The 19,838-nt window shown below is 62.1% G+C and carries 22 protein-coding genes; 2 read left to right on the top strand and 20 right to left on the bottom strand.

Annotation, left to right across the window (positions count from 1 at the left end):
* Positions 1-2: 2 nt before the first annotated feature.
* The 7 genes from IE079_RS04050 to ccmA form a co-directional block, all read right to left on the bottom strand.
* Positions 3-536: a DsbE family thiol:disulfide interchange protein gene (locus tag IE079_RS04050; protein ID WP_189573283.1), complete on the bottom strand. Its 534-nt coding sequence runs from the start codon at positions 534-536 to the stop codon at positions 3-5.
* On the bottom strand, positions 533-2,569 hold the full coding sequence (locus tag IE079_RS04045; RefSeq protein ID WP_189573279.1) for a heme lyase CcmF/NrfE family subunit: 2,037 nt from the start codon (positions 2,567-2,569) through the stop codon (positions 533-535). Before IE079_RS04045 ends, IE079_RS04050 begins: the two co-directional genes overlap by 4 nt.
* A gap of 41 nt (positions 2,570-2,610) precedes the next feature.
* Complete coding sequence (gene ccmE, locus IE079_RS04040) at positions 2,611-3,075, bottom strand: cytochrome c maturation protein CcmE (RefSeq protein ID WP_189573277.1); 465 nt, start codon at positions 3,073-3,075, stop codon at positions 2,611-2,613.
* Positions 3,072-3,335 (bottom strand): heme exporter protein CcmD, encoded by a 264-nt coding sequence (ccmD, locus tag IE079_RS04035; protein WP_189573274.1) that lies wholly within the window; start codon positions 3,333-3,335, stop codon positions 3,072-3,074. The genes ccmE and ccmD overlap by 4 nt, the downstream gene beginning before the upstream one ends.
* A 4-nt stretch (positions 3,336-3,339) precedes the next feature.
* Entirely contained in the window at positions 3,340-4,107 is a 768-nt protein-coding gene (locus tag IE079_RS04030) for a heme ABC transporter permease (protein WP_189573271.1), read from the bottom strand.
* A gap of 36 nt (positions 4,108-4,143) precedes the next feature.
* Complete coding sequence (gene ccmB, locus IE079_RS04025) at positions 4,144-4,806, bottom strand: heme exporter protein CcmB (protein ID WP_227712351.1); 663 nt, start codon at positions 4,804-4,806, stop codon at positions 4,144-4,146.
* Positions 4,807-4,870: 64 nt separating this feature from the next.
* A complete protein-coding gene (gene ccmA, locus IE079_RS04020; RefSeq protein WP_189573265.1) occupies positions 4,871-5,569 on the bottom strand; it encodes a cytochrome c biogenesis heme-transporting ATPase CcmA in 699 nt (232 codons plus the stop codon).
* A 169-nt stretch (positions 5,570-5,738) separates the two neighbouring features.
* Here ccmA and fliK point away from each other — a divergent pair, with 169 nt between their 5' ends.
* Positions 5,739-7,130 carry a flagellar hook-length control protein FliK gene (gene fliK, locus IE079_RS04015; protein ID WP_189573262.1) on the top strand — a complete coding sequence of 464 codons (1,392 nt, stop codon included), beginning with the start codon at positions 5,739-5,741 and terminating at the stop codon, positions 7,128-7,130.
* A gap of 15 nt (positions 7,131-7,145) precedes the next feature.
* Entirely contained in the window at positions 7,146-7,451 is a 306-nt protein-coding gene (locus tag IE079_RS04010) for an EscU/YscU/HrcU family type III secretion system export apparatus switch protein (protein WP_189573259.1), read from the top strand.
* A 28-nt stretch (positions 7,452-7,479) separates the two neighbouring features.
* Here IE079_RS04010 and IE079_RS04005 read toward each other — a convergent pair whose 3' ends face one another.
* The 13 genes from IE079_RS04005 to flhF form a co-directional block, all read right to left on the bottom strand.
* Positions 7,480-7,878 carry a DUF2802 domain-containing protein gene (locus IE079_RS04005; RefSeq protein ID WP_189574625.1) on the bottom strand — a complete coding sequence of 133 codons (399 nt, stop codon included), beginning with the start codon at positions 7,876-7,878 and terminating at the stop codon, positions 7,480-7,482.
* 103 nt (positions 7,879-7,981) lie between these two features.
* Positions 7,982-8,470 (bottom strand): chemotaxis protein CheW, encoded by a 489-nt coding sequence (locus tag IE079_RS04000; RefSeq protein ID WP_189573256.1) that lies wholly within the window; start codon positions 8,468-8,470, stop codon positions 7,982-7,984.
* Between the two features lie 188 nt (positions 8,471-8,658).
* Entirely contained in the window at positions 8,659-9,453 is a 795-nt protein-coding gene (locus IE079_RS03995) for a chemotaxis protein CheW (RefSeq protein WP_189573253.1), read from the bottom strand.
* A 54-nt stretch (positions 9,454-9,507) separates the two neighbouring features.
* On the bottom strand, positions 9,508-10,296 hold the full coding sequence (locus IE079_RS03990; RefSeq protein WP_189573250.1) for a ParA family protein: 789 nt from the start codon (positions 10,294-10,296) through the stop codon (positions 9,508-9,510).
* A gap of 150 nt (positions 10,297-10,446) precedes the next feature.
* Positions 10,447-11,247, bottom strand: coding sequence for a flagellar motor protein MotD (motD, locus tag IE079_RS03985; protein WP_189573247.1), 801 nt, complete (start codon positions 11,245-11,247; stop codon positions 10,447-10,449).
* 31 nt (positions 11,248-11,278) lie between these two features.
* A complete protein-coding gene (locus IE079_RS03980; protein ID WP_189573244.1) occupies positions 11,279-12,022 on the bottom strand; it encodes a flagellar motor protein in 744 nt (247 codons plus the stop codon).
* Positions 12,022-13,164, bottom strand: a complete 1,143-nt coding sequence (locus tag IE079_RS03975; RefSeq protein WP_189573240.1) for a protein-glutamate methylesterase/protein-glutamine glutaminase — start codon at positions 13,162-13,164, stop codon at positions 12,022-12,024. The genes IE079_RS03980 and IE079_RS03975 overlap by 1 nt, the downstream gene beginning before the upstream one ends.
* A 28-nt stretch (positions 13,165-13,192) precedes the next feature.
* Positions 13,193-15,382, bottom strand: a complete 2,190-nt coding sequence (locus IE079_RS03970; RefSeq protein ID WP_189573237.1) for a chemotaxis protein CheA — start codon at positions 15,380-15,382, stop codon at positions 13,193-13,195.
* Between the two features lie 13 nt (positions 15,383-15,395).
* Positions 15,396-16,178 carry a protein phosphatase CheZ gene (locus tag IE079_RS03965; RefSeq protein ID WP_189573234.1) on the bottom strand — a complete coding sequence of 261 codons (783 nt, stop codon included), beginning with the start codon at positions 16,176-16,178 and terminating at the stop codon, positions 15,396-15,398.
* A 49-nt stretch (positions 16,179-16,227) separates the two neighbouring features.
* Entirely contained in the window at positions 16,228-16,611 is a 384-nt protein-coding gene (cheY, locus tag IE079_RS03960; protein WP_189573232.1) for a chemotaxis response regulator CheY, read from the bottom strand.
* A 200-nt stretch (positions 16,612-16,811) separates the two neighbouring features.
* Positions 16,812-17,561 carry an RNA polymerase sigma factor FliA gene (locus IE079_RS03955; protein ID WP_189573231.1) on the bottom strand — a complete coding sequence of 250 codons (750 nt, stop codon included), beginning with the start codon at positions 17,559-17,561 and terminating at the stop codon, positions 16,812-16,814.
* A gap of 31 nt (positions 17,562-17,592) precedes the next feature.
* The gene (locus IE079_RS03950; protein ID WP_189573229.1) at positions 17,593-18,411 is read right to left on the bottom strand and encodes a MinD/ParA family protein; all 819 of its coding nucleotides are present in this window, start codon (positions 18,409-18,411) and stop codon (positions 17,593-17,595) included.
* A gap of 88 nt (positions 18,412-18,499) precedes the next feature.
* Positions 18,500-19,825 (bottom strand): flagellar biosynthesis GTPase FlhF, encoded by a 1,326-nt coding sequence (flhF, locus tag IE079_RS03945; RefSeq protein ID WP_189573227.1) that lies wholly within the window; start codon positions 19,823-19,825, stop codon positions 18,500-18,502.
* Positions 19,826-19,838: the final 13 nt, after the last annotated feature.

Below are 19,838 nucleotides of genomic sequence, written 5' to 3'. Positions count from 1 at the left end.
GGTCACTCCTCCTGATACTGACGGAAAACGGGTTCCAGCTTCTCTTCCCACACTTCGGGATTGACCACACCCACGTGGCGATAACGCACAATGCCCTGCTTGTCGATAATGTAGGTTTCCGGTGCCCCGTAAACGCCCAGATCAAAGCCCAGGGTGCCCTGGGGATCAAACAGGTTCAGCTGATAGGGATCACCCAGATCCTTTAGCCAGCGCAGGGCGGCGTCGCGGTTGTCTTTGTAGTTGAGGCCAATAATGGGAATGTTCTTGTCTTCGGCCAGCCACATCAGGTCATCGTGCTCATCCCGGCAGGCCGGACACCAGGTACCCCATACATTCAGCAGCGATACCTGGCCCCGAAACACCTCCGGAGTCAGGATGCGATCGGGGTTTCGCAGCGCACTCAGCTCGAAAGCGGGCACTGGTTTACCGATAAGGGCCGACTCCAGCTCCTGCGGGTCTTCCCCCAACCCCGCATAAAGGAAGATACCGAAAGCCACCGCCACCAGAACCGGCAGGAACATCAGGATGCGCTTCATACGCCGGCCTCCGCAGGGCGACTTTCGGGAAGCGGAGTCGCGGACGCCTTCTTACGTTCGGTCGCGGTATCGCGGATACGGTAACGTCGGTCAGAAACCGCCAGAAAACCGCCAATGGCCATCACCAGCGCGCCCAGCCACGTCCAGCGCACCAGAGGTTTGTACTGCAGCCGTACGGCCCAGGCATTGCTGTCCACCGGTTCAGCCACCGCCACGAAAATGTCTCGCAGGAAACCGCCATCAATGCCAGCCTCGGTCATCATGTTGCGCTGAACCACATAGCGGCGGCGCTCCGGATACAGGGTGGCTACCGGCTCACCGTTGCGACTGATATCAAAACGGGCGACCAGGGCTGTGAAGTTGGGCCCCTCGCGCTCGCCCACCGAGGCGAAACTGAACTGGTAGTCCCCCACCTGGGCGACGTCACCGGGACTCATACGGACGTTGCGTTCGATACCGAAGTTGTTCACCACGGTGGCGCCGGCAATCACCATCGCCAGTCCCACGTGACCGAGCACCATGCCGTAGAAACTGCGGGACTGGCGGCGCAGCCCGTGCAGGCGCCCATGCCGCGACGACGACTTGGTCCACAGGTCCTGCAGGGTGGCGAGGATAACCCAGGACGCCGAGAGCACACCAAAGAAGGCCCACAGCTGGATGTCATCCAGGAAGCCGATGAACCCCGGGGAGTCAAAGGTCCCCATGGTGAGTACGACTGTCGCGGCGATCACCACACTGCCGATGGATGGGAATATCAGCTTGCGGGCCAGGTAGCCCTCATCGGTCTTTTTCCAGCGGGAGAAGATGCCCACACCGAGCAGGATGCCCACAGCAACCGCTATTGGGCTGAAGGTCAGGTTGAAAAAGGGCTCTCCAATGGAAATGTTGCCGAGCTCAAAGTAGTCGGAAATCAGCGGGAAGATGGTACCCACCAGCACCAGTAGCAGGGCGGCCATCAGCAGAACATTGTTCAGCGGCAGGAATACTTCCCGGGACAGGGGGCCGAACGTCGCGCGGGTATGCACCACCGGCGCGCGGAAGGCGTACAGGGTCAGGCTGACAACCACCGTTACTGCCAACAGCCCGAGCAGGAACGCACCCCGGGTCGGGTCGGAGGCGAACGAGTGCACCGAGGTTATCACCCCGGACCGCACCAGGAAGGCGCCGAGCAGACTCAGGGCAAAGGTGAGGATGGCCAGCAATACGGTCCAGCTCTTGAAGACGCCCCGTTTCTCGGTGACCGCCAGGGAATGGATCAGCGCGGTGCCGGATATCCAGGGCAGCAGGGACGCGTTTTCCACCGGGTCCCAGAACCACCAGCCACCCCAGCCAAGCTCGTAGTAGGCCCACCAGCTGCCCAGGGCGATACCGATGGTCAGAAAGCCCCAGGCCACACTGGTCCAGGGCCGGGACCAGCGCGCCCAGGCGGCATCCAGACGACCGTTGATCAATGCTGCGATGGCAAAGGCGAACGCAACCGAAAAGCCGACATAGCCCATATACAGCATGGGCGGGTGGATGATCAGGCCGAAGTCCTGCAGTAACGGGTTCAGGTCAGCGCCGTCCGCCGGCACGTTCGGCAGAATCCGGTCAAACGGGTTCGAGGTCATCAGGATGAACAGCAGGAAGCCGACCGCCACCATGCCCATCACGGAAAGCACCTGCGACACCATCACCGAGGGCAGCCGGCGGCTGAAGGTGGCCACGGCAAGCGTCCAGCCACTGAGCATCAGAATCCACAGCAGCAGGGACCCCTCATGGCCGCCCCACACTGCGCTGAACTTGTAATACCAGGGCATCAGGCTGTTGCTCTGGTTGGCCACGTAGGCCACCGAGAAGTCATCAATCAGGAACGCACGGGTGAGAATGCCAAAGGCAATCGCAATGAAGACGAACTGCCCTGCCGTCAGGGGCCTGGCAAAGGCCTGCAGGCTGTCCCGGTTGGTGAGCGAACCGTACAGCGGCACCACGGCCAACAGTACCGAGAGCAGCAATGCGATAATCAGGGTGACCTGTCCAAGTTCCGGAAACATGTCGTTCTCTCTTCAGGAGTTTCTTGAGTGTTGCCTGCGGATCAGTACTCGGGCATCTCGCGGCCTTCTTCGGCGGCCCGTGCCTTTGACTTCTCCAGAGCGTCGCTGACCTCCGGCGGCATGTACTTCTCGTCATGCTTCGCCAGTACCTGTTCCGCCACGAAAACCCGGTCGCTGTTGAGCTGGCCGGTGGTGACCACCCCCTGCCCTTCGGCGAACAGATCCGGGAGGATGCCTTCATAGCGGACGGTAACGGCAGACGTGAAATCGGTGACCCGGAATTCCACTTTCAGACTGTCGGGGTCGCGCACTACCGAGCCATCTTCGACCATGCCCCCGGCGCGAATCCGCACATCGACAGGGGCTTCGCCCTCGGCGATCTGGGTCGGGTCGTAGAACAGGTTGATATTCTGGCGGAAGGCATAGGTGGTCAGTCCAACGGCTACCGCCAGACCGGCCAGGAGAAACAATATAATAGTGAGCTTACGTTTGCGTGCAGGATTCATGACTTGCTGGCTGTCTCGCTGTGGGACGATTGGATTCGCTGAAAACTGGCCTCACCTGACCGGCCCCAGTCACTGCTGTCGCCTTGCCGGGAGGTCTGTAACGGTTGCTGGTCGCGCTGGGCACGGACCACCTGCCGGCGCTCGAAAACGGAGTACCAGGCCAGCAGCCCCAGCAACAGAAAGAAGGCACCGTAGCATGTCCAGACATAGGGACCATGGCCTTCCATGTAAACAAGGGCACTGAAGGATTCGAATGCCATGGTATCAGGCTCCTCCGGTTTTCAGTTGTGATTGGCCACCGGTCTGCACCAGTTCCCTGACCCAGCGGGTGCGACGCTCACGGCGAAGGATCTCGGTCTGCATACGGTAAAAGGCGATCCACCCGAACAGCAGGTAGGTTCCCAGCACCACCAGCAACAGGGGTACCCACATTTCCGCAGGCATGGTGGGCTTTTCGGTGATTCTGAACGTCGCAGGCTGGTGCAGGGTGTTCCACCAGTCCACGGAATATTTGATGATGGGAATGTTCACCACGCCAACGATGGCCAGCACCGCCACCGAGCGGGCAGCGGTCTTCTCATCGGAGTAGGCATAGCCAAGACCGATAATGCCAAGGTAAAGGAACAACAGGATCAGCATGGACGTAAGCCGTGCGTCCCAGACCCAGTAGGCGCCCCAGGTCGGCTTGCCCCAGACCGCCCCGGTGAACAACGCCAGCAGGGTCAGCACGACCCCCACCGGCGCGACCGAGCGGACGAACACATCCGCCACCTTCATCTTCCAGACCAGGGTAATAACACCGGCAACAGCGATCATCATATAGACCGACTGGGCGAGGAACGCGGTGGGCACATGGATAAAGATGATGCGGTAGCTGTTGCCCTGCAGATAATCCTGGGGCGCGAACAACAGCCCCCAGACGATTCCGCACAGGCTCAACAGCAGCCCGGCACCCAGCAGCCACGGCATGAAGCGACCGGCAATGCCGTAGAACCACTTTGGCGACCCCAGTTTGTGAAAGAATTGCCACATCGGGTGTATCCCCTGAATCGAAAGCTGCGGCGCCGGTCAGGACGCCGATAAACTGATTTTCAAGGCCGCCGCGGCAGCCAGCGGAGCCAGCACCAGGGCCAGCACCAGCATCGCGGCCATCAATGCCAGATGCCCGGACACGTCTGCTCCGCTGCCGGCGGCCATTACCGTTCCGGTGCCGAATATGAGCACCGGAATATACAGAGGGATCACCAGCAGGGACAAGAGCACGCCCCCGGCCCGCAGCCCCACGGTCAATGCCGCTCCCACCGAACCGATCAGGCTCAGCACGGGTGTGCCGATCAGCAGCGTTAGACACAGAACAGCAACAGAGTTCCCGTCCAGATATAACATCAACCCCAATAGCGGTGTCAGAATCACCAGCGGCAGCCCGGTGACCAGCCAGTGGGCCAGGATTTTCGAGAGCACCAGCAGAAACAGCGGCTGCGGCTGCAGCGCGATCTGCTCCAGGGTTCCGTCCTCGAAATCGAAGCGGAACAGGTGGTCCAGCGACAGCATTGTCGCCAGCAGCGCACCGACCCACAGAATGCCGGCCCCGGCCTCCCCGAGAAACGACGATTCGGGACTCACCCCCAGCGGGAACAGCGCTACCACCATGACAAAGAACAGCAGCGGGTTCAGCAGGTCCTGTTTCTGCCGCACACTGAGACGCAGGTCCCGGCGCAACACGGCCACCATGGCATGCCATACGCCGGGGGAACTGTTGACCGGATCCAGAAGCGGCACAGCCAGCGGTTGGCGGCTACCCATGGGAAACCTCCGCCACGGGTTCATCGCTGACCTCCGCCGCCGGCTGGCCGGGCCCATGGCCGAGAAGAATCCGCTGCATGTCATCCAGGGCCGGCTGGTGGTGGGTTGTCATGACTACGGCACCGCCATCACGAACCCGATCCGCCAGCAACCGTTCAACGGCGGCCACAGCCTCCACATCCAGGGCGGTAAACGCCTCATCCAGAAGCCACAGCGGCTCGTCGGCAAACAGCAGGCGCGCCAGCGCCACCCGCCGCTTCTGCCCCGCGGAGAGATGCTCGCAGGGCACATTCTGCCAGGGGCCAAGCCCTACCTGGACCAGCGCCCGGGACAGCACGTCGCGACTGACCGCCTGGCGGCCCGCCACCAGGGCCTGCAGATTCTCCATGGGCGTCAGCACACCCTTGATGCCGGGCCGGTGGCCCAGATAAAGCGTATTGCGACGCACCGAATCCCACTGTTTGTGGCGGGGCCTGCCGCACCAGTGAATGTGCCCGCTCCAGTTATCATTGAGCCCGGCCAGAATGCGCAACAGGGTGGTCTTGCCCGAGCCGTTGGGACCCTCGACACGGGTCAGCGTACCCGGCACTATGGAAAAACTCAGGTCACGAAACAGGGTCCGACCGTCCCGCTCACACTCCAGGCGTTGTGCCTTCAGCAAGTGGTCAGCCTGTTGCAGCGGCTCAGTCATCAGGGCCCCGGGTTGCCAGGGGGTGGCCGTTACCACCCCGGAAAATACGTCAGACCGGTACAACCGGCAGGCGACAGGTGAATTCCTGAAGCCGGCGCCATTATAACGAAACGGGCCATTGATTACTCTTGCCTGACATCAAAACGACGAGTCGTATTGCACAAAAGCCATGAAATTACCCGACGGTAACGCCATCAACTCACAACCACCAGCCCGCCCTGCCACGGGGGCTGACGCAGGCCGTGTGGATCCCCTGCGGCAGTTGCAGAGTCTGCAGCTGGAAAACCGTCAGGCGGTGGTGGCCCGGGTCGCCGAGTTACTGACGGAACGGGGACAGCAGCAGGCCATACTGGAGGTTCGCGGCCAGAAACTTACCGTCAATCTGCCCGCGGACGGCCCCGAATTGAAAGCGGGGGATCTGCTGCGCATCATGCGGGAAGGCCAGTCACTCACCCTGCTGGACAAACTGCCGCCGGCCGCAGAGACCCGCCTGGGGCAGGCCCTGATTCGCCACCTGCCATGGCAGCAGAACCTCGACACTGGCCTGAGCCAACTGATGAATGCCCTGTCAGCCGGATTCAAGGCGCCGCCGGGGCCGGGCAGCCAGCCCGGGTCCAGCCAACCGCTGCCCACCACGGTCCGGGAGGCACTGCAGAGCATCGCCCGCCTGCTGCCCCAGGTCTCCGGGGACACCGGCGGGCTCATCCTGAGACCGGTTCAGGCGCCTCCAGCAACCGGGATTTCGTCGTCGCCACTGGCAGGGCTCGCCGCTCCCGCCAGACCCGGGCTTGATGCCGAGGGGGTCCGCCAGTGGCTGACCAACAGCGGTGTTCTGACGGAAGCACGTCTGGCGAAGGGCACTCTGGAGGCAGCCCCCACGGACCTGAAACTGGCCCTGGGTCGGCTGGCGCTGACGCTGCTGCAACATCAGAACCTGGGCGCCGATCAGTTCACCCGTTTCACGCCGCTGCCCAGCCATGAGCTGGTCACCGCCCCGCTCCAGTTTCCGTCGCCGACCACCGCACCACTGGGCAACGCCGATGGCGGCCGGGAAGCAGCCTCCCCGGGGCAGATGCTGCGACTGCTGGCGGGGATGCTGAACCGCATCACCGTCAACCAGCTGCACAGCCAGTTGCTGACTACCCGCAGTGGTGCCGAAGGCGCCCCCCAGGTCAACACCCTGATAACCGACCTGCCCTGGATGGCCCCCGGCGGAGAGGTGAAAACGGCCCAGCTACGCATTGATTACGACAAACCGGAACGGGAGGAAAAGCCCGAAAACCGGCGCGCCGGCGTATCCGAATGGCGCCTGAACCTGGCCATGGACCTGGACGAAGCGGGCAAGGTCTTCTTCGACGTGGCCCTGAGGCAGAATGCCCTGTCCGCCAGGGTGTGGGCAGAACGGCAGGCCACCGCGCGGCAGGTCAATCAGGAACTGGGAGCCTTGCGATCGCGACTGACCGATCTGGGCCTGGAGGTGTCGGAACTGGAATGCCGTCGCGGTCAGCCACCCACGGCAGCCACCCGCCTGGAACACCGGCTGCTGGATACCCGGGCATGAACAGGAGCAACCGCCATGAGTGACCAGACGACGGGCGGCCGGGAAACCGCCGTCGCCCTGAAGTACGACGGCAAAAAGGCGCCCACAGTAGCGGCCAGCGGGCTGGACGAAGTGGCCGAGGAGATCATCCGTATCGCCCGGGAACACAAAGTGCCACTGTACGAGAATGCCGAACTCGCCGGCATTCTCGCGCAACTGGATCTGGATGAGGAGATTCCGGAAACCCTGTACCGGGTGATCGCGGAAATACTGGCCTTTGCGTTCCACCTGCAGGGCAGGACCCCACAGGATGCCAGCGGGAGCGACACCGGGGACGCCTGAGCAATCCCGCCTGCGAAGCTATAACCGGTCAGGCAGCCCGTTGCTGTCGCTGGCGCAGTGCCGAGACCAGTTCCGCCTCGGGGCGGGAAATGCCGCAGGTGTTCATCAGATCATCCACGCCGGCGCCCAGGTCCACCAGGCGGGACGCTTCGTCATAAGACACCCGCAACGGATCGTTCTGGCGCATTTCATCGAACAGTGCCCGGAGTTCATGGAGCTGCCGCTCGCAGGCAATGACCCGGTTGCCGACACCGGCGCTGCCACTGGCGGTGGCATTGAGCTCACGCACCAGGTTTTCACTGTTTTCCCGCAACTGCCGGTGCACCCGGTCGATGCGGCGGCTGTTGATCAGCCCCTGGCAGGCCAGCAGGACAAAAGCAAGAATGGTCAGGGCCCAGGGGGCCAGTTGGGTCCAGTCGGTGGTCATCATCACTCAATCCTCGTTTGGTGGTGATCACAACCGGGTGGCGACTGGCACCGGCTCCGCCCTGCTCCGGCAAACCGCCATTCAGGCCCTGCCGGAGGTCGGGTCAGAGTGTGGCCATCTCCGCCCACTCGTGATCAGACAACATCTTGTCGAACTCCACAAGAATGATCAGCTCGCCATTCTTGTTGCACACACCCTGGATGAACTTGGCGCTTTCCTCGTTCCCCACGTTGGGTGCGGTTTCGATCTCACTGGCCTTCAGGTACACCACCTCTGCCACGGAATCCACCAGAATGCCCATTACCTGGCTGGCGGACTCCATCACCACGATACGGGAGGCGTCCGTGATTTCCGCATCCGCCAGACCAAACCGGCGGCGGGTATCGATCACCGTGACCACGTTGCCCCGCAGGTTGATGATGCCCAGGACATAATCCGGCGCACCGGGTACCGGAGCAATCTCGGTGTAGCGCAGCACTTCCTGGATCTGCATTACATCGATACCGTAGGTCTCCTCGTCAAGACGGAAAGTGACGTACTGAAGGACCTTGTCGTTCTGGGCCTGACCCTGTTGTCCGTTATCGGATGCCATATTGCCTTGTCTCCTCGCAGGCTATCCGTTAACGGGACAGCCTGATGTCAAAAAACCATCGTCAGTGCCCCATACTATAGTCAGGGGCACAAACCGTGCCAGAGTGGCTCGGTTTCATTTGGTAACCGCTCTGTTCAGTATCGGCTGAACCAGGCCGGAACTTGAGGGAAAATCGAACCGGCGGCCAACTAATCCAGGTCCAGGTGTTGCTCCCGCTCGGCGCGGGCCAGCAAACCGGCCATGGCGCCTACATCAATCAGCGCACACATATGCTTTACCACCGTGCCCGCCAGCCAGGGGCGCTTGCTGCGGGAGGTTCGCCAGCGCACCTGATCCGGACTCAGGGTGAAGGATTCGGCCACTTCATCACAGGCCAGGGCCCAGTCGCTGTCATCCAGACGGATCACGAAGCGGTACCCCTCGCGGGCGCCTTCCGGCACCCGGCCGGACATGATCCACTCGGCGGAATCCACTACCTTGAGCTTCTGGTTACGGTCCAGCAGCATGCCCATGTACCAGGGCGGCCGCCCCGGAATCGGCTTGATTCTGTCATCAATGCGATGGATGGCACCCAGCAGCACCAGCGGCACCGCCAGCTGCAGACCAGCAACCTTGAAAATAAGACACTCGAACGGCCGGTCAGCCCATTCGGGAGTGCCTTCGGGTTCAACCGGCGCCGGCGGTTCCCGGGCTGGAGCGTCCGCCGATGCCTTGACCGGCATTTCCCTGACCGGCTCGACGATTTCTTCAGCTTTGGCAACAACCGGTTCCGGTTCCGGCTCCCCGGCAGGCAGGTCCGGCGCCAGTGCTTCGTCCGCCAGGGCCCGGGTATCCGGCTCCACCGGCTGCGGCTCCGGCACCGCCGCTGTTTCCTCCTCGTCCGTGTAGGTCGAGGTGGCCGTATGCAGCAAATCGTCCAGGTAGCTGACCAGAGCGGTGGAAGGATCCGCCAGCCCGGTTGCGGGTTTGCGGTCAGAGGCCATGATGCCTCCGCGACCGGTTTCCGTCACCCGTCAGAAATCCGACGCCGGCAACGGTCAGTTGTCGGCCCATGACGTGGTCCCCTCCGTCAGATCTTTCAGCAGGCGCCGGTAGGCCCGCACACCCTGGCTGTCCGAATCCAGCTGTGACGGTACCTTGCCCGCCTGACTGGCATCCCGGAAACGGGTATCCACCGGAATCATGAAGCGCCAGAGGTCATTCGGGTAGGACTTGCGAAGCTGGTTGAGGCTGCCCACCGAGGCCTGGGTGCGCTTGTCGTAAAGCGTCGGCACGATGGTGTATGCCAGCTGGTTCTTCTGCGACCGCACAATCATTTCCAGCGTGTGCAGCATGCGTTCGAGCCCCTTGAGCGCCAGAAACTCCGTCTGCACGGGCACGATCAGGTGCTGGGCAGCGGCCAGCGCATTGACCATCAGCACCCCCAGGGAGGGTGTATTGTCCAGCAACACATAGTCAAAGTCGTCCCACAGCTGGGCCAGCGACCGGGACACAATCAGCCCCATACCCTCCACGCCCACCATCTTGCGCTCAAGGGTGGCCAGCGCAGTACTGGCCGGCAACAGCGACAGGCCTTCACAGCCGGTATCCGTCACCAGCTGCGCGGGCAGGCCATCCGGTACCTTGCCCTGATGCTGGAACAGATCGAACACACTGTGGGCGATACGGTCGGGGTCCAGTCCGAACCAGCTGGTCAGCGATCCGTGCGGGTCCAGATCCACCATCAATACCCGATGGCCCTGTTCCGCCAGCAGGCCGCCAAGGGTAACCACGGTGGTGGTCTTGCCCACCCCGCCTTTCTGATTCGCTACTGCCCAGATCCGCACTGATACCTCTCCCGGTCCCGCAATTTTCGCATTGGTTTAACGGCATCCATGGCCAGAACTTGAGCCGTTGGCAAGCGGCAGCACTTTGCCGCCCGCACTCTGCCATCCGGCTTCAGCGACTACCTATTCAGATATCATGCCAGCCGGTGGTCAGCGGGCACGGATCGCGCCGCGGATGGCCGCATCCCGGGATATCAGCAGCACCACCCGGCGATTGCGGCGGCGCCCTTCTTCGGTATCGTTGCGGGCCACCGGCTGGTAGGCGCCATACCCGATTGCCGCCATTCGCGACGGTGCCACACCCTCTGCCGCCAGCATACGGACCACTGCCGACGCCCGGGCCGCCGACAGCTCCCAGTTGGAGGGGAAACGGCCGGTGCGTATGGGCCGGTTGTCGGTAAAACCTTCAACCCGGATGGCGTTATCGGTGCCGCCGATGATGTTGGCAATACGTTCCATCACCGGGAATGCATCGTAGTGGGGCTCTGCCTGGCCACTGCCAAACAACAGGCTGTCGCGCATACTCAGTTCGATCCATTGGTCACTGGCCTGCAGGTTGACCACGTCCTGATCGATCAGGCTGTCGAACTCCATGGCAAACTGATTGGCCATGCTCTGCAGCGCCTCGCTGCGCTGAGCCTGCTCGCGGACGGTAGTGGAAGGTTGCGGAGCGGATTCGGGCGCAACCGGTGGCGGAATAACCGCCTGGTCGTCCGCCGGAGACGACACACCGGGCTCGCTGCCTACCGGAATCGGACGGATGGATCGCTGGGGCGCATTGAACACACCGGTCAGCGTCTCGGAAAGCACCTTGTACTTGCCCTCGTTCACCGACGATACCGAATACATCACCACGAAGAAGGCGAACAGCAAGGTGATGAAGTCCGCGTAGGAGATCAGCCAGCGTTCCTGATTGTGGGCCGCCTCGGCCCTTCTTGATCGACGCCTCATGGTCATCTCCCCCGACCGGGTTATGGTCTGCTCAGGACTGTACGAAGCCTCGCAGACGCATCTCGATGGAGCGGGGATTCTCCCCGTCCGCAATGGCGATGATGCCATCAGTGATCATGTCCTCGTAGCGGCTACGCCGGCGGACAATTTCACGCATTTTGTTGGCCACGGGGAAGAACAACAGGTTCGCCAGCGCCACGCCGTAGATGGTGGCCACGAATGCGGTGGCAATACCGGTACCCAGTGCGGACGGGTCGGTCAGGTTGGTCATCACCTGGATCAGGCCCATCACCGCCCCGATAATACCAATGGTGGGTGAATAGCCGCCCATGGCCTCGAACACCTGGGCGGCCTCCAGATCGCGCTGCTCCCGGGATTCCAGGTCCACCTCCAGTACACTGCGGATAGTCTCCGGTTCAGCACCATCCACCAGCAGTTGCAACCCCTTGCGGGCAAAGGACTCCGGTTCCTTCTCGGCAATCGCCTCGAGACCAAGCAGACCCTGCTTGCGGGCCCGGACACTCCAGTCCATGACCTTGCCAATGCCTTCATCAAGCCCGATATAGGGGGGGAACAGAACCCAGCGCGACTGGCTGAAGGCCCGGCGAAGCAGGCCTCCGGAGGTTTGCAGCATGGTCGCTGCCAGGGTACCCCCCACCACGATCAGCGCCGCCGGCAGATTGAACAGGGACCCCAGGTTGCCGCCTTCCAGCAGGTTGCCGCCCAGCAACGCCGCAAATGCCAGGATAATGCCCAGCAGGCTGAGGATATCCATCAGCTTACCCCTTCAACCAGACGGGGTCCGACCTCATCCAGGGGTAGCACTTCGTCGCTCAGGCCGGCGCGGGCCACGGCCATGGGCATGCCGTAGATCACCGAGGTTTTCTCGTCCTGGGACCAGATCACCGATCCTGATTGCTTCATCAGCCGGCAACCCTCCTTGCCGTCGGCGCCCATGCCGGTGAGGATGACACCGAGGGTCTTGCCCGGAAAGCTGCGGGCCAGGGAGCCGAAGGTGACATCCACGCTGGGCTTGTAATTGAGCCGGTCGTCGCCGGGCAGGATACGTATCCGCCCCTGACCACCGCGGTTCTCGACCATCATCTGCTTGCCACCGGGCGCCAGCAGGGCAACGCCGCGTCGCAGCATGTCGCCGTCCTGAGCTTGACGCACCTCGATACGACACAGCTTGTTGAGGCGTTCCGCAAAGGCCGGGGTGAAACTGCCGGGCATATGCTGTACCAGCACCAGCGGCGCGGGAAAACTGGCGGGCAGGTCCACCAGCACTTTTTGCAGGGCAATAGGGCCGCCGGTGGAGGTGCCGATGCCGACCACCTCATAATGGCGGGCGGCTGTGCGGCGTCTGGCGGAGCGGGGCGGGGCCGGGGACTGCGTTTGTGGCTGACGGCTTTGCGGCTGGTGGGGACGTGTATCCCGGGGCGAAGGCTGCCGCTCCGGCGTCGCCGGTGCCGGATGGTGATCGGCCGCCGGCGCCGCGCCACCATGCCCGGCCCGGGGGCTGCTGCGGGCGACATCAAGAATGCGCTCGCGCAGGATGCGCTGCAGTTCCGAACCGTCGCGGGCGATGTCCTCGAAATTCTTGGGCAGAAAGTCGACAGCCCCTGCCTCCAGGGCATCCAGGGTGACCCGGGCGCCCTCGTAGGTCAGCGAGGAAAACATCAGCACCGGCGCCGGGCACCGTTTCATGATCTCCTTCACCGCGGTAATGCCGTTCATCACCGGCATTTCATAGTCCATGGTGATGACATCAGGCCGCAGCTTCTCCGCCAGCTCAACGCCTTCCTTGCCATTACTGGCGGCACCGACAACACGGATATTGGCGGACGCATTGAGGATTTCCGTCAGTCGCTTGCGGAAAAAACCGGAATCATCAACGACCAGGACAGAAACCGTCATTCACTCCCCCTATTGGTGAAACGCCCCATCAGCCGTAGTGGTGCAGCAGACTGGGTACGTCGATGATCAGGGCAATACGCCCATCGCCGGTAATGGTGGCGCCCGCCATACCCGGGGTGCCCTGCAGGGCCCGCCCGAGGGGTTTGATCACCACTTCCTCCTGGCCAATAAGCTGGTCCACCACGAAACCCACCTGCTTGGTACCCATGGCGACGATCACCACATGGGCGTTGTCGGGCTCGGCACTGCCGGTATCCGAAGGCACCAGCCAGCGCTTGATGTGGAACAGCGGGAAGACCTTGTCACGCACCACGATGCATTCACGACCGTCGACAACGTTCTTCTTGCTGAGATCCAGGTGGAAGATTTCCACCACATTGACCAGCGGCAGCGCAAAGGACTGGTTGCCCAGCATGATCATCAGCGTGGGCATGATGGCCAGCGTCAGCGGCACCTTGATACGGATGGAGGTACCCTTGCCCAGCTTCGACTGGACCTCGATCTGGCCATTGAGCTGGCCGATCTTGGTCTTGACCACATCCATACCCACGCCACGGCCGGACACATCGGAAATCTGGTCCTTGGTGGAGAAGCCGGCGGCAAAGATCAGGTTGTAGCATTCGGACTCGGTCAGGCGGTCAGCGGCATCCTGGTCATAGATGCCCTTGTCGATGGCCTTCTGACGAAGCTTTTCCGGGTCCATGCCGCCGCCGTCGTCCTCGATGGACAGCAGGATATGGTCCCCCTCCTGCTCGGCAGACAGGGTCACGGTGCCCTGGCGGGGCTTGCCGGCCTTCTCACGCACGTCCGGCCCTTCAATACCATGGTCCACCGAGTTGCGCACCAGGTGCACCAGTGGATCGGCCAAGGCCTCCACCAGGTTCTTGTCGAGGTCGGTATCCTCACCGTGCATGACCAGGCCGATTTCCTTCTTCAGATTGCGGGCCAGATCGCGCACCACCCGCGGGAAGCGGCCAAACACCTTCTTGATGGGCTGCATGCGGGTGGCCATAACGGCGGACTGCAGATCGGTGGTAACCACGTCGAGGTTCGACACCGCCTTGTGCATCTCGCTGTCTTCACTTTCGTTACCCAGGCGCTGCAGACGGTTGCGCACCAATACCAGCTCGCCCACCATGTTCATGATGTCGTCCAGGCGCTTGGTGTCCACCCGTACCGACGTCTCGACCGGCGGCTGGTTTTCCCGGGCGGGCGCAGAGGGCTTGCCGCCACCGCCCTTGCCGGCTTCAGTGGCAGGTGCGGCCGCCTGGTCAGCCTTTTTCGGCGCGGGCTCGGGCTGCTTATCCTCCGGTTTCCCTTCAGCCGGTTTTTGCGGCGTCTCACCGGCCGCCCCGGCTTTCGCGGTCTCAGCCGGGCTCTTGCCCTTGCCGTGGAGCTCATCCAGCAGCTGCTCGAATTCGTCGTCGCTGATCAGATCACTGTCGCCGCCACCAGACTGTTCGCTTTTTTCGGCCGGCTTGTCGTCTGAATCAGTGTTGTCCTCACCATCCGGGTCCGGCACCTCCGAGGAGGCCACTTCACCGGAAAAACGGCCCTGACCATGGAGCTGGTCCAGCAGTGCCTCGAATTCGTCATCACTGATGTCATCGCCGCCCTTGCTGTCTTCGCCGCCGGCACCCTTGTCATCAGCGGGTGCCGCGCTCTTTTCAGGCGCCTGCTTGCCATCGTCCAGGGCATCCAGCAGCTGTTCGAATTCCTCGTCGGTGATGTCACCGGGATCTTCGCCCGCCGCCACGGCTGACGTGTCAGCGGCACTGTCCGCTTGTCCGGCATTGCCCGGGGCAGCGGGTTTTGCCGGCGCTGCTCCTTCCGGAAGCGCGTACTCATCAAGGGTATTGATCAGTGACTGGGGCGCGAACTGGGGTTCTTCACGGCTGCGCACCTGATCAAACATGGCGTTGACATGGTCCAGCGTTTCCAGCACTGCATCCATCAGCTCCGGCGTGACCGCACGTTTGTGGTTGCGCAGGGTATCAAACACGTTTTCAGCGGAATGGCAGCAGTTTACCAGTGGCTCCAGCTGCAGGAAGCCCGCCCCACCCTTGACGGTATGAAAGCCGCGGAAGATGGCATTGAGCAGATCACCGTCATCCGGGTGCTGCTCCAGGTCTACCAGCTGCTCCGAGAGCTGCTCCAATATTTCGCCAGCCTCAACCAGAAAGTCCTGGAGAATTTCTTCATCTGCATCTAATGCCATGCATTCACCTCAATTAAAAGCCGAGACTGGACAGCAGGTCGTCGACGTCGTCCTGTCCGGACACAACGTCAGACCGCTCTGCGGCGCGCATCTGGGGGCCTTCCCCCTTGATAGAGGCTTCCTTTTCCTTCAGGTCGTGGACGGTGCCGGTAAGCTGGTCCACATGGCTGGCCATTACCACCAGACCCAGCAGATTGTCTTCCACTTCCTTCACCAGTGCGGTCACTTTGTGGATGACCTGACCGGTCAGATCCTGGAAATCCTGGGCCAGCAAAATTTCCGACAGGTCGCCATACATCTTCTCCGCATCCTCCGAGAGACTCTCGAAAAAGCGGTCAATACGACCGTAGAGTTCACGGAATTCCGCCGGTGCCATTTCGCGGCGGCGCAGCCGTTGCCAGTCGTCCCGCAACGATTTGGCCTGCTCACACATGGCGTTGGCCCGGGGCATGGCGTCTTCCACCAGGTCCATGGTCCGGTTGGCGGCGTTGTTGGTCATCTCCACCACATACTGGAGCCGGTCCGAGGCGTCGGACATCTTGGACAGGGCTTCCTGCTGCTCGGGATTCTGGGGCTGAACCTGGAAATTGCGAATGGCCTCATGGAGGCTTCGCGTCAGGCGACCCACCTCACGATAGAGGCTCTGGTCTCTCACTTCGCTCAGGTCGTTGATCACGGTCATCGCGCTGGCGTAATCACCGGCATTGACCTGCTTCACCAACTCGTCGGCCTGTTCTTTCAACTGGCTGGTGATTTCCGGGTCCAGGCCAGGGCCGTTCTGATTATCTTCGCTCATGGGAGCACATCCGGGCTGTCTGTTCAGGTTTCAAAGCGCCACTGACGCTTTACTGAATACGTTCGAAGATCTTCTCGATCTTCTCCTTGAGTACGGCAGCCGTGAACGGTTTGACGACATAACCGTTTACCCCGGCCTGGGCCGCCGCCACGATCTGATCGCGCTTGGCCTCCGCCGTTACCATCAGGATGGGCAGGTCCTTGAGCTGTTCGTCAGCACGAACCTCCTTGAGGAGATCAAAGCCTGACATGCCCGGCATGTTCCAGTCGGTCACCAGGAAGTCGTACTTCCCGGAACGCAGCATGGGCAGTGCCGAATTGCCGTCGTCCGCCTCATCGGTATTGGTAAACCCGAGATCACGCAGCAGGTTCTTGATAATCCGCCGCATTGTGGAGAAGTCATCCACAATGAGAATTTTCATATTCTTGTCCAATGGGACCTCCAGTTGGTCGTCGCTGGAATAATGGCCGGGCCCGGATACCGGGCCTGGAAAACACTGATGACACGACTGTGCAGCCGCCATTTCCCGACTGATGGCGCCATTCTAGCAGCCTCAGCGTCGCTTACCGTTTCAATGTGTTATCGCAGCACACCCACACCGGTTCGCCCTTGCCAGCTGATCACTGGAAACGGCTACTGCTTGCCGGCGTCGGAGGCCTGCCATTCGGACAGACGGCCCCGCAATCGCAGGGCGGCCTGGCTGTGGATCTGGCTGACCCGGCTTTCGCTGACCCCGAGCACGGCGCCGATTTCCTTCAGGTTCAGCTCTTCCTGGTAGTACAGGCCGAGCACCAGTTTTTCGCGCTCCGGCAGGTCGGCAATAGCAGCCGCCAGACTGTGCCGGAAAGCGGCACCCGAGACATCATCCAGGGGATTATCCGAGGCCTCCTGTTCATGTATCGGCAGCTCTCCGGATTCATTGAGTTCATCGAGGGAAAAAAGTCGACCGGAACTGGCGTCACTGAGGCAGGCATGGTATTCGGACAGGGTCATATCCAGCTCGTCCGCCACTTCGTGATCCTGGGCTTCCCGGCCTTCCCGGTCTTCCACCGCCTTGATGGCGGAGGATACCCGGCGGGCGTTGCGGTGAACGGAACGGGGCACCCAGTCACCCTTGCGGATTTCATCGACAATGGCGCCGCGAATGCGGATGCCGGCATAGGTCTCGAAGGAGGCCCCCCGGTCCGACTGGTATTTCGCGGCGGCCTCGAGCAGCCCCATCATGCCGGCCTGCATCAGATCATCCAGCTGTACCGAGTCCGGCAGCCGGGCCATCAGGTGCAGGGCGATTTTCTTGACCAGCGGGGCATGCTGCTCCACCAGCTGATGGGCATCGCTGCGACCGGTCTGATGATAGATTCCGAGACTTCTGGCCAATGTCATGTATCCGGTTAACCCATACGACAGGAGTCAATCAGGCGCTTGTGCCTACCAGGCGCTCCACGAAGAATTCCAGGTGCCCTCTGGGGGACGATGGCAGCGGCCAGCTGTCGACCTGATCGGCCAGGGCCTTGATGGCCAGTGAAGCCTTTGCCCTGGGGTAGGCATCCAGCACGGCACGCTGACGCTGAACCGCCTTGCGCACGGCCTCATCGTAAGGAACCATGCCAACGTATTGTAGTGCAACATCCAGGAAGCGTTCGGTGACCCGGGTCAGTTTACCGAACAGATGCTTGCCTTCCTGTTCGTTGCGAACCTGGTTGGCAAGAATGCGGAAACGGTTGACGCCGTAGTCACGGTTCATCAGCTTGATCAGGGCGTAGGCGTCGGTGATGGACGTGGGCTCGTCACACACCACCAGCAGCAATTCCTGTGAGGCGCGCAGGAAGCTCACCACGCTTTCGGAAATGCCGGCAGCGGTGTCGACGATCAGCACGTCCACCTGGTCCCCCAGTTCGCTGAACGCATTGATCAGCCCGGCGTGCTCCATGGGCGACAGCTGGGTCATCCTCTGGGTGCCGGAGGAAGCCGGTACAATCTTGATACCCCCCGGCCCGTTGACCAGCACATCCCGCAGGTCACATTCTCCGGACAGCACGTCGGACAGGTTGCGGGCGGCGGTAATGCCCAACAGCACATCGATATTGGCCAGCCCCAGGTCCGCATCCAGCAGAACCACACGCCGACCCATCTGTGACAGGGCAATACCGAGATTCACCGAGACATTACTTTTGCCCACGCCACCCTTGCCACCGGTGACTGCGATAACCTGAACCGGATGTGGTCTGCTCATAGAGGTTGTAGTCCGCCGAGATTCTTGTCGTTCACTGTTGAGTTCTGCCGTGCCGGAGACCACACCGGTCAGGCCGTGTGCTGCCGCCTCAGGCACCTTCCGCCATGGTCTGCTGTTTGCGAGCCTCACGCAAGCGCTCGACCCCCAGGCGCACCAGCGATGCCGCATTGGCAGGATGCAGATCCCGGGGGATCTTCTGACCGTCGGTTATCCAGGCAACCGGCAACCCGGTCTCCAGGGCGAAGCCAAGCACCTCGCCCAGGGTAAGGGCTTCATCCAGTTTGGTCATGATGCAACCTGCAAGATTGGCCATCTTATAGCAATGCCACATGGATTTCATGATCCGGGACTGGCTGGTTGCCGGCACCACCAGGTGCGGGCGCACCCCATGGCGGCTTTGCGCCAGCTCCCGCAACTGTTCCTGGCAACCGGGATCGGCGCCGGACAGCCCGGCGGTATCGATCAGCACCAGGTGGCGGTCTTCCAGTTCATCCAGCACCGCATCCAGGCTGTGGGTGTCATCCACCACCCGGACCGGCACATTGAGAATACGGCCGAACACGAACAGTTGCTCATGGGCTGCCACACGATAGCGGTCTGTGGTCACCAGCGCCACTGAATCGGCACCGTGTTCCAGCACGTACTGGGCGGCAATCTTGCCGATGGTGGTGGTCTTGCCGGATCCCGTCGGGCCCACCAGGGCATAGATGCCGCCACGGGAAGCCCAGTCGCTGTCACCGGTTTTCAGGCCTGTCGCCAGCGTCCGCAGTGACCGCTTCCAGTTATCCTCCAGCTTGCCGCGACCACTTTGCCGCGCCAGGCTGGCCGCCAGCTGCGGGCTCAGCCCGAATTCCTCCAGACGCTCGCCAAGACGCTTGCGCACGGCATCAATGGCCTCCTCGGCAGGCTTCTCCGCGTCTGCCGCAGGCTGCCCGGAGGGCGCTTTCTCACTGATCATCGCCCGCAGGGAATCCAGTTCGCGGCGCATGACCGCAAGCTCATCGCCGGCTGCCGGCGACGGATCGGCGGCAGACTCCTGGCGGGCTTCCGGCACCGGCGGCAGATTGTCCATATCCAGGCGGAACTCGCTAGCGGAGGATCGCGGCTGCGAATCATGACCACTGCGCTGACCGCGAAGACCCTGAATACGATTGCGGGAGCGGTCAAGCTCTTCCTCCAGGCGGCGATGCTGTTCCGCCTGCAGTTCACCCAGGCGACCACCGCTGGTGGCATCGGCCGCGGCATCGCCAAGCTTCTGGCGCGCCATGTTTTCGTCATAGTCCAGCGCGGTGACAATCTCCACACCGCCGTCTACCCGCCGGCTGGACAGGATTACCGCATCGTCTCCCATTGTCTCGCGAACCTGCTTCAGGGCCACGGACATGGTTGCCGCAAAGAACCGTTTGACCTTCATCTGACTCTACCTC

Source organism: Marinobacter zhanjiangensis (assembly GCF_014651935.1).
In the GTDB taxonomy this organism is placed as follows: domain Bacteria; phylum Pseudomonadota; class Gammaproteobacteria; order Pseudomonadales; family Oleiphilaceae; genus Marinobacter; species Marinobacter zhanjiangensis.
The sequence above is the reverse complement of the archived record's forward strand: the minus strand, read 5'-3'. Positions and strand labels throughout refer to the sequence as shown.